This is a genomic window from Amycolatopsis sp. La24 (assembly GCF_029087445.1).
Lineage (GTDB): Bacteria > Actinomycetota > Actinomycetes > Mycobacteriales > Pseudonocardiaceae > Amycolatopsis > Amycolatopsis nivea.
The window spans coordinates 100,948-113,993 of sequence record NZ_JARACH010000029.1; the positions used below are offsets into that span (position 1 = coordinate 100,948).

Sequence of the window (13,046 nt, forward strand, 5' to 3'; positions counted from 1 at the left end):
GTGACCTTCCCTGGGCGACGTGGTGGGGCCCGGCGTTCGGTGCCGGGCCCCTGGGGGTTAGTGGCAGTTGGCGCAGCAGCCGCAGCCCTTGCCGGTGCAGGCGGAGCAGCATCCGTGCCGCAGGACGGTCTGGAACAGGCGTTTGATCATTGCTCGGTCCTTCCGGGTTGGTTCTTCCTGCGTGGGTCACGCTAAGTGGGGTCGTGGTTACTGGGGTACCGCTGACTGGGCTTGGGGGCGGGTGAATCCTCCCTCGGGGTGTCTCGGCTCGTCGCCTGGCGGCGACATTGCGCTCTGGCGTGCGTGGGGCACCCCGAAGCTTGATTGTGCTGACGGTCTGAGGGTGCTTGTCAAGGCGGGAAAGATGCCTTGACAAGCACCCTCAGACCGCAGGAGAGCTTCGTATCGGGGTGCGGGGGTGGTGTGGGTGCACCGACAGTTGGGTGCATCGGTGGCGGTTTCGTTCGTGGCGGGGCTAGCGCCCCAATGTGGCATTGGGTGCATGCGACGCACCCAATGTGGCGTTCGTTGCGTCTGACGCACCCAATGCCGCATTGGGGCGCATCGCGGGCGGGTGGGGCGCTGGCGGGTGGGGCGTGAAGGGCTCCTTGAGGGAATCCACGTCCGTGAAGGAGCCCTTCACGGACCGGCGAACGGTCGTGAGGGCCACCCTGGGGGAATCAGAGTCAATGAGGGTTCCCCTCACGGCTTCACTGTCCACAGGGGACGTTGAGCCAGTCTGCGTTCGGGATGCTTTTTCTCGTGTCTTCTAGGCGGGTCAGCAGCGGGTCCAGTTGGGTGGGGTCTGCGGTGTATTCGAGGATTGCTCGGTAGAAGGCGCCGGTCATGGTTTTGGGCATCAGGTCGGAGGCGTCGAAGCAGACGGGTTTTCCTGAGGTGAGGGTGTCGGCGACCTTGCGGCGCACTGGGTCGCGGTAGACGTTCTTCGCGACGGCGGTTCCTGCAGAGAAGGCGGTCGCGTTGGGGTTGCCTGCCCAGATTTGCTGGGCTTCCGGCGAGACCAGGAACTCCAGGAACTGGCGGGCTTGCGGGGTGTCGGCGAACATCGCGGCCAGGTCTGCCGAAACCTCCGACGCGCCGGAGCCGGGGAACGGGAAGAAGTCGTAGTCGGTTCCCGGTTGCGGACGGGGGCCGGCCGGGGTGTGCAGGTGCATGGTTTGGTAGCTGCCCATCGCGAACGAGCCCTGGTGTTCCATTCGGCAGCCTGGCGGGTCGGCGAAGAGGGGGCGGGCTGCGTCTCGGAAGTCGGTGAGCAGGGCGGAGGGGGCGCCGCCTTGGATGCCGCCGGGGTGTACTGCCAGGGCGCCCCAGTCTTGGAACGCTTTGCGTACTGGGTCTGAGGTCCACGGGAGGGTTCCGGCGGACCATTGGCGGTAGATCTCCGGGCCCGCGGAGTGCAGCAGGATGTCCTCGATCCAGTCGGTGCCTGGCCAGCCCGAGGTGGGAGGGGCGGCTAAGCCTAGGCACCATGGGGTGTTCTGGCTGTTCGCCAGGGTTACCAGCTGCGGCCAGGTGGCGGGTTTCGGGCCGGGCAGGGTTGCCGGGCGGTACCAGATCGCGCTTTTGAGGTCGGCCTTCACCGCGACGGAGTAGAGCTTTCCGGTGCCGAGGCGTTGCAGGTTGACCCATTGCCTGCCGTAGAAGGATTCGGCTTGGGGTTCCAGGAAGTCGAGGGGTTTGATTTCCTGGCGGCGGGCGTAGTCGGCCAAGAGGCCGGGGCTGGACAGGACTGCGATGTCGGGGGCGGCGCCTTGCTGAACGTCGGCGGCCAGGACCTGCTCTACCGCGCGCGTGCCTTGATAGTGGACTTCGATGCCGGTCTTCGCTTCGAAGCGTTGCTTGACCTGGTTGAACGCGGCTTCCTCACCTTCGGTCCATACGCCGATCACCTGGAGCGTGTTGCTACCTGCGGCGACTCCGCACGCCGACGAAGCCGCTACCAGCGCGGCGGCGGCCAGCAGGAGCAAGTTTTTCCACAGTGGACGGTTCATGGGCGGTACCGGTATTCGTCGATCCTTCGGTACAAGCCGACGACAGTCAGGGCTCCGGCGAGGATCAGGGCGGCCGGGACCAGCACTGGCAGGCCGCCGGATTCGGTGGCTGCGGCTCCGGCGGACGTCACGGCGCGGGCGGCGGACGTGATGGCGTTCTGCGCTGGAGCGGCGGTCGAGGCGGACAGGGTTTGGCGGCGGAAATCGTCCACAGTGGACCCGCAGCCGGGTGGGCCGCAGCGTTGGTACAGGAGGGCGGCTAAGCGGGCGTGGCCGTCGGCGTCGGCGGCTTCGATGCTTTTCTCTCGGACGGCGACTGCTTCGTCCACGCTGCTGCGCACGGTGTCGAGGCGTCCGGCGAGGGCGGCGGCCAGCAGCAGTCCCGCGATGACGCCCAGGCCTAGGGCGGTCGCGCCCAGCAGAGGCAGGTTCAAACGGCGGCGGAAGCGTTGGCGGAGGAAGACTTGCGTCGACACCAGCAGGGCGAGCAGGACGAGCGGCGGCAGGAGCCAGAGGATCAGCGGGCCCGCGCTCATCCTCGTGCCGGAGATCTGGGTGTCCAGGGCGGCGCGTTCGTCTTTTTGCAGTTTGCCCAGCAGGTCGAGGACGTTGTCGGGGCCGTGCAGCAGCAGCGAGGCGTACCAGAGGTCGGCTAATCCGACTAGTTCCCCGCCTGGTTGCCGGAAGTGTGCGTCCGCTTGGCCCATGGCACCGGAGTACGACGCGACCAGGCCTTCGACGGTTTGCAGGGTTCCGGTGCCGGGCTCGCCTGCCTGGTTGAACTCCGCGACGCGCGCGAGGCTTTGGCTCGCCGACGCCATCCGGTTTTCGTACTCCTGTCCCGGACCGGCCAGTTTCGCCTCGCCGGAAGCGAAACTGGCGATGGCGGCGGCGTCGGCGGACACGAGGGCGTCCCGCGCGGCCGCGACCTCGAGGATCGCCCGGCTGGTCGCGGACGAGATCTGGTCGGCTGTCCGGACCACGCCGCTCACCGCGAGGTACGACGTGACCAGCGCGAGCACGGTCCCGGCCAGCAGCACTGCCCGGATCCGCACGAGTGCTTGCCGCGTCCGCAGCGTCACGCGGCACCTCCGTCGAACCGTTCGCCGCACTCCTCGCAGAATCGCGCGTCGGACGGGTTCGGGTTTCCGCACTGCGGGCAGATCGCCGGTTCGGCGTCCGGAAGGGGCACGGCGCGGGTGTCGCGAGGTTCGCCGCCGACGTTCGAGACCGTGGAGACCAGCAGGTTGAGCAGTTCGCTGCGGGTGACCTCGGGACGCAGGCGCACGTCGTCGCCGTCCGTTTCGACTACCCGGGCGAGCCGGCGCAGCACCTCCGTGTTGCCGGTCCGCGTGGCGATTTCGACGGCCTGGCCCCATTCCCGCGCCGCTCGGGCGTGGTCGCCCGCGGCGTAGGCCTCGTCGGCGTTGACCAGTGCCTCGCTCAACTCGGCGTGCATGGTGTAACGGCGCACCTTCGGGTCGACCAGTGTCGGTGCGACCGGGTCGCGGGTCCAGTGCGCCAGAACGGGCACCGCCGAATCCGGTGAGCCGTCGACCTCGACCCAGGCGAGCATCCGGTCGGAGCCGTATTCCGGTGGAGCGTCTGCCGAAACCTCGACCGCGAGCTGGAATTCCCGGGTCTCGCCGGCGCTCCAGGAGCCGAGGGAGAGGACCGTTTTCCGGTCGCCGTCGGGGACGCAGCGCGAGGTCAGGTCGTATTCGCTCGGCCAGACCTGTTTCACGAACCGGAGCGTGGTCTGCTCGGTGACGCCGATCCGCAGCCGCGCCGACGGGATGACCTTGGCGAGCGCCGCGGCCATCAGTGCGCGGAAGTCGTCGACCAGGTCTTCGTCGCGCACCACGGAGTCGACGGAACCGCGCAGCACCCGGCCGATCTCGACCAGCTCGGCGCGTTGCCAGCCGTCGCCGATTCCCCTTGCGTCGCAGACGAATTGGCCTTCGCAGGCGTCCAGCTCGCGACGCAGTGCTTCCGGGGATTGCGACTGGTTGTTCCCATCGGTCAACAGGATCGCGTGGCGCACTGCGTCCGGCACCGAAGCGAACAGGTGCCTTGCGCACTCCAGCCAGGTGCCCATCGCGGTGCCGCCGACCGCGACGAACCGCTCCACTGCGGCGACTGCGGCTGCCCGCGTTTCGTTCGACGCGACCGCGAGACCGAACGGGTCCGGATACGCCAGGTCGGCGCGCTCGGTGCCTCGGACGACGGCGAAAGCGACGCCGTCCGGGAGGGCCCAAATCGCCGCTGCTGCGGCCCGGCGCGCGGCGGCGATCTTCGTCGGCGGGTAGCGCATCGAGGTCGAGCAGTCGACCAGGAGCACTTCCGCGCCGGGCGGCCGAAGAGCGGCGTCGCCGTCGTCGCGCGCGGAAACGGTGACCACGGCCTGCATCGCGGTGTCGCCTTCGCCGAGGTAGCGGTTCTGATGGACCTCGACGTCCCAACCCCTGCTCATCCCTCGCCCCTTCGCCGCCTACACCCAGGTCGTCGGCCTCGTCTCGTTCGCGCGGTCGACCAAAGCGTCGTGGTACTCAGCCGAACCCGCCCGGCGCGCGATCCGCCGGTACGACTGCTCCACCAGCAGCCGCAGCCCGTGCTCGTCGAGCCGTTCGCCGAGCACCGGACCCGGCGGCATCCCGCGCATCCCGGCCAGGAAGCACCGCAGCGCGCTCTCCCGGACCTCGGCGGTGAGCCGGTCCGAGGTGTCGCTGTCGACTTCCAGCGCGGACAGCCGGTCGATCGACTCGGCCAGGTCCTCGATGTCGGGCAGCGCGTCGCCCACCGGCAGGATGCCCGCGCGCACGCGGATTCCGGCGATCCGGGCCGCCTCGTCGTGCCGCGAGTACTCCGGGACCTGGTCCAGCAGTTCCACCGCGGCCGTGCGCTCGTCCAGCTGCAGATGCCCGCGAGCCAGCCCGAAAACGGCGTTGACCTGCAGATGGTCGCGCACCCACAGCGCGTCGTAGTAGCGCGCCGCCTTCTTCGGGCCGCCGCAGTGCTCCGCGCACAGGCCGAGCGCGAGCTTCGGCGTCTCCTCCCCCGGGATGTCGCGGTGGACGCGCTCGAACCAGGTCTGCGCGCTCTCCACCGCGCCCGCGGCGAGCGCGACCAGCCCGCGATGCCAGGCGATCCGCCAGTCGTGCTTCGCCCGGGCGCCGAGCAGTTTCTCGGCCGCGTCCACTCGTCGCGCGGCTTGCTCCGTGCCAGTTGAGTCCACTTGGGACAGTTCGAGCCAGGCCCGGCAGCGGCGCAGCTCGACCTCGACCGTCGAGTCCGCGCGTTCGAGTTTCTTCAGCAGCCGAGCGGGATCCGGCGCGCGGACGGTGCGCAGGAAGGTGACCGCCGGATCGTGCGGATCCTCGTGCGGCACCGGCAATCCGAGCGCGATGTCGAGCGGTGCGGGCAGCGCGCCGAGCGGGCCCGCGGTGCGCCGGGCGCGACGCACCCACTCCCCGACCGGCCGCGGCTGGCCGAGCCCGGCGTCCAGCAGTACCGCCGCTTCGGTGAACAGGGTGGAGATCGACGGGCGCGACTGACGATCGCGCAGCGAAAGGATCTCGTGCAGGACGCCGTCGAGCTGCACGAGCATTTCGCCGGTGGTGGCGAACCGGTGCTCGTACGGCCCGGTCGCGCGGTCGAGCACCTGGGTGAAGGATTCGACGCCGAGCGCGATCCGTTTGTCGGCCGGACGCGGCCAGCCGTCGCTGCAGCGGAACAGGTCGCGCAGCGTCGCGCCGACGGTGTGGATGTCCGAGCGCACGGTGAGGCCGTGCTCGTCCAGTTCGGTCGCGCCGATCTGGAACCGCGGATTGCCGACGATCGGGCTGGTCTGGTCGCCGATCTTGCGGATCGCGCCGAAATCGATCAGCTTGACCCGCCTCTCGCCGTGGATCACGTTCTGCGGGCTCAGATCGCAGTACAGCAGCCCCTGTTCGTGCAGGTAGCCAAGCGCGGTGAGGATCTCGCGGCCGTACGCCACGACGTGCTCGACCAGCAGCTTGCCCTCGGGCCCGTCGAGCATCGCGCGGCCGCGCCGCATCACCTCGGCGAGCGGGAGGCCGTCGACGAACTCCATGACGATGTAGCGCGCGTCCGGCCCGCCGTGCGGATCGGGATGCGTGGCGACGTCGTGGATCCGGACGATGTTCGGGTGGTCGAGCGAGGTCAGCACCTGGCTCTCGGTCTCGGCGATCCGCACCGCGGCTTCGTCGCCGGTGTTGAGCAGGCCTTTCAGCGCGACGTACTGCTTCAGCCGCAGGTCGGTGCCGAGGTAGACGTACCCGAGGCCGCCGCGGGCGATGCAGCCGTGCACCTGGTAGCGGCCGTCGACCACGTCGTCCGGAAACAGCTTGGGAGAGAAGGAAAACGGCGTCCCGCACTGCGAGCAGAAGCCTTCGGTGCGCGCGGGACGGCCACCCGCCGAGCGGCCGACCGGCGCGCCGCAACCGCGTTTGCCGCAGTACCGTTCGTCCTCGGCGACGTGCGGATCAGCGAGGACACGCCCGGCGATGTCCGGCAGGACGACTACCGGGAGCGGGATGTAGTCGTCGCCGGTGCCGTGCCCGGCGGTCTGCTGCTCCCGAGTGACGACGGTGTCGGCGATCCGACTCGCGCCCGGAGCGGGGATGACGAGCGTCGCGTCGGCTTTCGGCGGCGGCTTCTTCGGCTCGGATCCCGGCGCCCAGCCGCATTTCGCGCAGAACCCGGCGCGGCTGATCGTGCCGGAGCAGTCCGGGCGGGCGCAGGCGGTCATCGATTCCCCTTGCGCACCGCGGCACCGAACGCCTCGACGGCCGCCGCGGCCTCCTCCGGATCGCACGCGCCCTCGTACAGCAGATGCCAAGCGTTGGCGTACAACGAATCCAGCAGCGGATCCTCGACCCGGCCGGCTGCGCGGGCACGCTCTCCGTAACCGTCGAGACGAAATCTCAACTCGGTACGGCGGTCATGTGCCGCGTCCAGGCGATCGCGCGCGCTTTTCGCCGCGGCCAGATCGGCGGCCACCACCCCGGCGACTTCCTCGACGTGTCGTTCCGCCCACGCGACCTCACCGAGATCGGCGGCTTCCTGCAACCGGCTCACCGCGCCACGCCGGCGACGCACTCGCGGCGGCGGAATGTCGCTCACCGCGAACCGCGGAGCCAGTTCGGAGAGGTGTTCCTCGATCGCGGCGAGTTCGTCGATCTGCTTGTCCAGCGCGGAAATCCGGCGCGCCAACCCGTCCGGGCGCGCTCCGTTCCGGCGCGACCGCAACTCCGTCAGCCCCGGCGACGACTCGCGGCGGAACCCGAGCGCGAGCCGGATCCCCAGCCCCGCGGCGCGGTCCGCGAGCGGCGCGAGCACCTCGCCGATCAGCTGTTCCGGCTCGGCCGCGTCGTCGATCGCGTTCACCACCACCGTGCGGCCGACGCCCGAATGCGTCACCCCGTTGTCCAGCGTGAGGTCAAGCCGCTCGGCGAGCCGCTGCCGCACCTGAGCCGAGGTTTTGCCCGCCGCGTCCACCGCGAGGTCGACGCTTCCCGCCGGCGGCAAGGTTTCCTTGGCCAGGGTGTCGCGCAGTGCGTTCGCCGCCGCCGAACGCTCCCGGTCGGCGAGCACCACCGCGAGATCCAGCGCGGCGGCCTTCGCGGACCCGGCCTCGCCGGTCACGACGATCCACACGCCGTGCCCCTCGCCGAACCAGCCCACGACCTCGCGCGCGAACTGCGGGTCGTAGGCGACCCGGTCGAGTTCGCGGCCGAAGGTCTGGTCGACGGCCGGGCTCCCCCGCCCCCACCGGTCCGCGCCGAGGTAGCCCAGAATCGTCTCGACCGGGATCATCCACGCGACCCGCTCGCCCTCGGCCTGGTAGCGGGACACGACCATGCCGACCACGCGGCCGGTCTCCTCGTCGAGCACGGCGGTGCCGCTGAACCCGCCGGTGATCGGCTGGTCGTCGTTCTTCCGGCCCAGCTGCACCCATTCGCATCCGGGCCCGCCCTCGCCGGCGAGCTCGCCGAACGTCCACAGCCCCTCGTCCGCGCCTTCCGGAAACCCGTAGGCGCGCACGGCCTGCCCGTCGGACAATGGCATCCGGTACAACGGCGCGCCCTTGGCTCCCGGCACCCGCTCGGCCAGCCGCAGCACCGCGATGTCGCCGCGCTCGTCCGGCCCCGGCGGCACCCACGCCCCCGGCACGACGCGGCCGGAACCGACCGGGGTGCCGGGCAGCCCGACGAAATCGACCAGGACGTCCGCGTCCGGCCCGCCCGCCCGCTCGACGACGTGCGCGCAGGTGAGCACATGGTCCTCGTCGAGCATGGTGCCTGCCCCGCGGATCCCGCCGGTGCGGTCGCGCAGGCGAACCCGCCAGCGTCGACGCTCGGCCTGGTACCCCACGAGGGGACCCTACGCCGCGCGATCGGCGGCCCGGGCGGCGTTCGCGGAAAGTGGCCCACGCTGGAGCAGCAAGCTCACCCGTTCAGCGGCGTGCAGACACTTCTCGTGGGTGACACCGGTTTCGGGGAGTCGCATCGTGTTGGCGGGCAGTCAGATCGCCGCGACGGTGGTGGCGATCTTGCTTGGGTTGTCGGGCAAGGGTTCTGGGCCTTCCGCGCCGGGTTCGACGCGGGTTGGCCGAGGCGGACGGCGGATCTGCGGAGGCTGCTGATTCGGGTTTGCTCGGCCGGATTCGCTACCTATTCCGATGCCCGCGCGGGTTTGCTCGGCTGGATTCGCTACCGATTCCGTTGCCCGCGCGGGTTTGCTCGGCTGGGTTCGCTACCGATTCCGTTGCCCGCGCCGGTGTTCGCCTTCGGCGCAGAGCTGTCGCCGGTGCCGCCGATTCGCGCGCGTGCCCGGATGTGCCGCCGATTGCCTTGCCCGCGGCGAAGATCCGTGAATCCCCGCCCGTGCTCGTCCGAACGGGCGAGCCGCCGATTTCTTTCGTCCACGCCGACGAACCGCGATCGCTGGCCGGACGCCCTCGCCCGCACGGCCGACTCGTGCCTGCCCGTTCGGACTCGCCGAGTCCGTTCCAGCCTCGCTGTGCCTGAGTGCCCGGGGCCTGTCGCCGACCGGCCCCGGGCGTGCCTCAACTCAGTGCGCGGCCTCGTTCCACGAGCGTCCGTACCCGACCGAAACCTCCAGCGGCACGGTGAGTTCCGCGGCCGAGCCCATGCCCTCGCGGACCAGTTTCTCGACGTCCGCACGCTCGCCGTCGGCGATTTCCAGGACCAGTTCGTCGTGGACCTGGAGCAGCACGCGGCTGCGCGAGCCCGCTTCGGCGAGGGCGCGGTGCACGTTCAGCATCGCCACCTTGATGATGTCGGCCGCGCTGCCCTGGATCGGGGCGTTGAGCGCCATCCGCTCGGCCATTTCGCGGCGCTGCCGGTTGTCGCTGTTCAGGTCCGGCAGGTAGCGGCGGCGGCCGAAGATCGTCTCGGTGTACCCGCGCTTCGCAGCCTCCCCGACGACCGACTGCAGGTAGTCGCGCACCCCGCCGAACCGCGAGAAGTACGCCTCCATCTGCTCTTTCGCGTCTTCCGTCGAGATCTTCAGCTGCTGCGACAGCCCGTACGCCGACAGGCCGTATGCCAATCCGTACGACATCGCCTTGACGCGGTAGCGCTGTTCCGCCGTGATTTCCGCGGCGGGCACGGAAAACGCACGCGACGCTACGAACGTGTGCAGGTCCTCGCCGCTGTTGAAGGCTTCGATGAGGCCCTCGTCCTTCGACAGGTGCGCCATGATCCGCATTTCGATCTGGCTGTAGTCCGCGGTCATCAGCTCGACGTAGCCGTCGCCGACCACGAACGCGTCGCGGATGCGCCTGCCTTCCTCGGTGCGCACCGGGATGTTCTGCAGGTTCGGCTCGATCGACGACAGCCGTCCGGTGGCCGCGATCGTCTGCTGCAGCGTGGTGTGGATGCGCCCGTCGTCGGCGACCGATTTGATCAGGCCCTCGACCGTGGTGCGCAGCCGCGTCGCGTCGCGGTGTTCCAGCATGTGCTGCAGGAACGGGTGCTCGGTCTTCTCGAACAGCGACTGCAGCGCGTCCGCGTCGGTGGTGTAGCCGGTCTTGGTGCGCTTGGTCTTCGGCATGCCCAGCTCGTCGAACAGCACCACCTGCAGCTGCTTCGGCGAACCGAGGTTGATCTGCTTGCCGATCACCTCGTACGCGGATTCCGCGGCCTGTGTGACCCGGCTGAGGTAGTGCGCCTCCAGCTCGGTGAGCTGGTCGACGTCGACCGCGATGCCCGCCGCTTCCAGTTCGGTGATCACTTCGAGCAGCGGGAGTTCCAGCTCGGCCAGCAGCTTCGCGCCGCCGAGCTCCTCCAGCTCGGTGGCGAGCGCGCCGGCCAGCTCGAAGACCGCGCGGGCCTTCACCAGCTCGGCGGAGATTTCCTTCTGCTCCAGCTCGTCCGCGCCGCCGTCGAGCAGCGACAGCTGGCCGTCGCCGTCTCCCGCTTCCGAGCGCAGCTCGCGGTGCAGGTAGCGGAGGGCCAGGTCGTCGAGCCCGAACGTGCGCTGCCCCGGCCGCGCGAGGTACGCGGCGAGCGCGGTGTCCATGCTGAGCCCGCCGAACGTCCAGCCGCGGGAGCGCACCGCGTGCAGCGGCACCTTCAGGTCGTGGCCGATCTTGCGGATCTTCGGGTCCGCCAGCCACGCCGACAGCGCCCGGTCGTCCGCCTCGTCCATCGCCGTGACGTCGACGTACGCACCCTCGCCGTCAGCCGTGGCGAAGGCGACCGCCTTGAGGTCGGAACGGACCGACGAACCCGTGGTCCGGAACGACAGCGCGACCGGCTCGGCCGCACCGGCGTGCGCTTCGAGCCACGCGCCGAGCGCACCCGGCGCGAGCGCGGAGCCGGACACCTCGAAGCCTTCCTCGGCCTCCGGTTCGGCGCTGCTCAGCGTCTCGAACAGGCGGTCGCGCAGGACGCGGAACTCCAGCTCGTCGAAGAGCCGGTGCACTGCCTCGCGGTCCCACGGGCGCAGCTCCAGCTGGTCCGGCACGGACTCCAGCGGCACGTCGCGGACCAGCTCGGTGAGCTGCCGGTTGAGCTGGACCGAGGACAGGTGCTCGCGCAGCGCGTTGCCGACCTTGCCCTTGACCTCGTCGACCCGGTCGATCAGGTCGGCCAGGCTGCCGAACTGCCGGATCCACTTGGCCGCGGTCTTCTCCCCCACGCCGGGGATGCCGGGCAGGTTGTCCGACGGGTCGCCGCGCAGGGCCGCGAAGTCCGGGTACTGGGTCGGCGTGAGGCCGTACTTCTCTTCCACCGCGTCCGGCGTGAACCGCACGAGGTCGGAGACGCCCCGCTTCGGGTACAAAACGGTCACCCGATCGGTGACGAGCTGCAACGCGTCGCGGTCGCCGGTGCAGATCAGGACGTCGTAGTCCTCGCCCGCCTGCGTGGTGAGCGTGGCGATGACGTCGTCGGCCTCGTAGTTCTCCTTCGTGAGCGAAGGGATGCCGAGCACCTCGAGCACCTCTTTGACCAGGTCGACCTGGCCGCGGAACTCGTCCGGCGTGGCGCTGCGGTTTGCCTTGTAGTCGGCGTACGTCTCCGACCGGAAGGTCTTGCGCGAGAGGTCGAAGGCGACCGCGAGGTGCGTCGGCTTCTCGTCGCGCAGCAGGTTGATGAGCATCGAGGTGAAGCCGAAGACCGCGTTGGTGACCTGCCCGGTCTTCGTGCGGAAATTCTCCGCGGGCAGGGCGAAGAAGGCGCGGTAGGCCATCGAATGGCCGTCGATCAGCAGCAGCCGGGGTCGTTCCTGCGCACCGGCGGCGCCTGTGGTCTTGGCAACGGTTCGGTTCTCACTCGGGCTCACGGGGGCGAGTCTAGGGTGAGGGTCTGACACTCTTGCGTGTCGCATAGGTTGAGGAGCAGAGAGTGACCGAGCAGACGGCGGAAATCACGCCGGGCCAGTTCGCGGGCATGGACCCCGCGGCCGCGGACCAGCAGCTGAACGACAAGATCGGGCTGAAGCTCGTGGAGCTGACCCCCGAGCGGGTCGTCGGCACGATCCCCGTCGAAGGCAACCTCCAGCCCTACGGCCTCCTGCACGGCGGCGCGAACGCCACCGTCGCCGAAGCCCTGGGCTCGGTGCTGGCCGCACTGAACGCAGGCCCGGAACGCGCCGCGATGGGTCTTGAGCTGTCCTGCACCCACCACCGCGCAGTCCGCTCCGGCACCGTGACCGGAGTCGCGACCCCCCTGCACGTCGGACGGGGCACCATCACGTCGGAAATCGTGCTCACCGACGACGAAGGCCGCCGCACCTGCACCGCCAGGCTCACCTGCGTGGTCCGGGACCGCCCGCCAGGCGCCTAGTCCCATGGAGAGGCGGTCGTGAGGGGAACCCCGAGGAACTCTGATTCCCTCAGGGTTCCCCTCACGACCGTCCGCGCCCAGGATCGACACACCCGCGCCCGCTGCTGAGAAACCCCAATGCCACATTGGGTGCATCCCACGCACCCAATGCGGCATTCGGTGCGTCACATGCACCCAATGCCACATTGGGGCGCTAGCCCCACCACTCACCCACCCGCAGCCAGCGCACCCACCCAACCAGGCACCCACACCTCCCCCACCCCCGATACGACGCCAAAAACACGGCGCGGGGGTGCTTGTCAAGGCATCTTTCCCGCCTTGACAAGCACCCCCGCGCCGTAGTGACTGAGGTTTCCCCCGGGTGCCGGTCACCGGGTTTATGCCGCGTGGGCGTGGTGGTGATGGTAGTTCAGGCGGGTTTCGTGGGGTGTGCGGTAGTCGAGGGTGGAGTGCAGGCGGTGGTGGTTGTAGTAGGCGAGGTAGGCGAAAACCGCTTGCCTGGCTTGGTGTCGGGTGGTCCAGGAGCGGGCGCCGATCTCGGTTTTGAGGGTGGCGAAGAAGGATTCGGCGGCGGCGTTGTCGTAGCAGGACCCGGTCCTGCCCATCGAGGGCCGGATGCCGTGCGCGGTCAGGGTGTCGCGGAACTCGGTTGATGTGTATTGGGTGCCGCGGTCGGAGTGGAACACCGCGCCCGGGG

General features: G+C 69.8%; 8 protein-coding genes. 1 reads left to right on the plus strand and 7 read right to left on the minus strand.

The genetic code is table 11. The annotated features are described in order from the left end of the window. Positions 1 to 710 precede the first annotated feature (710 nt). The 6 genes from PUT80_RS25885 to polA form a co-directional block, all read right to left on the minus strand. Positions 711 to 2,012 (minus strand): extracellular solute-binding protein, encoded by a 1,302-nt coding sequence (locus PUT80_RS25885; protein WP_275293766.1) that lies wholly within the window; start codon positions 2,010 to 2,012, stop codon positions 711 to 713. Continuing rightward, positions 2,009 to 3,094, minus strand: coding sequence for a hypothetical protein (locus PUT80_RS25890; RefSeq protein WP_275293767.1), 1,086 nt, complete (start codon positions 3,092 to 3,094; stop codon positions 2,009 to 2,011). The genes PUT80_RS25885 and PUT80_RS25890 overlap by 4 nt, the downstream gene beginning before the upstream one ends. Next, positions 3,091 to 4,485, minus strand: coding sequence for a zinc-ribbon domain-containing protein (locus tag PUT80_RS25895; RefSeq protein ID WP_275293768.1), 1,395 nt, complete (start codon positions 4,483 to 4,485; stop codon positions 3,091 to 3,093). The genes PUT80_RS25890 and PUT80_RS25895 overlap by 4 nt, the downstream gene beginning before the upstream one ends. Positions 4,486 to 4,503: 18 nt before the next feature. After that, positions 4,504 to 6,783 (minus strand): serine/threonine-protein kinase, encoded by a 2,280-nt coding sequence (locus PUT80_RS25900; RefSeq protein ID WP_275293769.1) that lies wholly within the window; start codon positions 6,781 to 6,783, stop codon positions 4,504 to 4,506. Then, on the minus strand, positions 6,780 to 8,408 hold the full coding sequence (locus tag PUT80_RS25905) for a trypsin-like peptidase domain-containing protein (RefSeq protein ID WP_275293770.1): 1,629 nt from the start codon (positions 8,406 to 8,408) through the stop codon (positions 6,780 to 6,782). The genes PUT80_RS25900 and PUT80_RS25905 overlap by 4 nt, the downstream gene beginning before the upstream one ends. Positions 8,409 to 9,107: 699 nt before the next feature. Beyond that, positions 9,108 to 11,846: a DNA polymerase I gene (gene polA / locus PUT80_RS25910; RefSeq protein ID WP_037818090.1), complete on the minus strand. Its 2,739-nt coding sequence runs from the start codon at positions 11,844 to 11,846 to the stop codon at positions 9,108 to 9,110. A 62-nt stretch (positions 11,847 to 11,908) separates the two neighbouring features. On the opposite strand from polA, the gene PUT80_RS25915 reads away from it, so the two are divergent. After that, positions 11,909 to 12,349, plus strand: a complete 441-nt coding sequence (locus tag PUT80_RS25915) for a hotdog fold thioesterase (protein WP_037818089.1) — start codon at positions 11,909 to 11,911, stop codon at positions 12,347 to 12,349. Positions 12,350 to 12,726: 377 nt separating this feature from the next. On the opposite strand, the gene PUT80_RS25920 is transcribed toward PUT80_RS25915, so the two are convergent. Then, the coding region (locus tag PUT80_RS25920; protein WP_275293771.1) for an integrase core domain-containing protein at positions 12,727 to 13,046 on the minus strand (320 nt) is incomplete at its 5' end.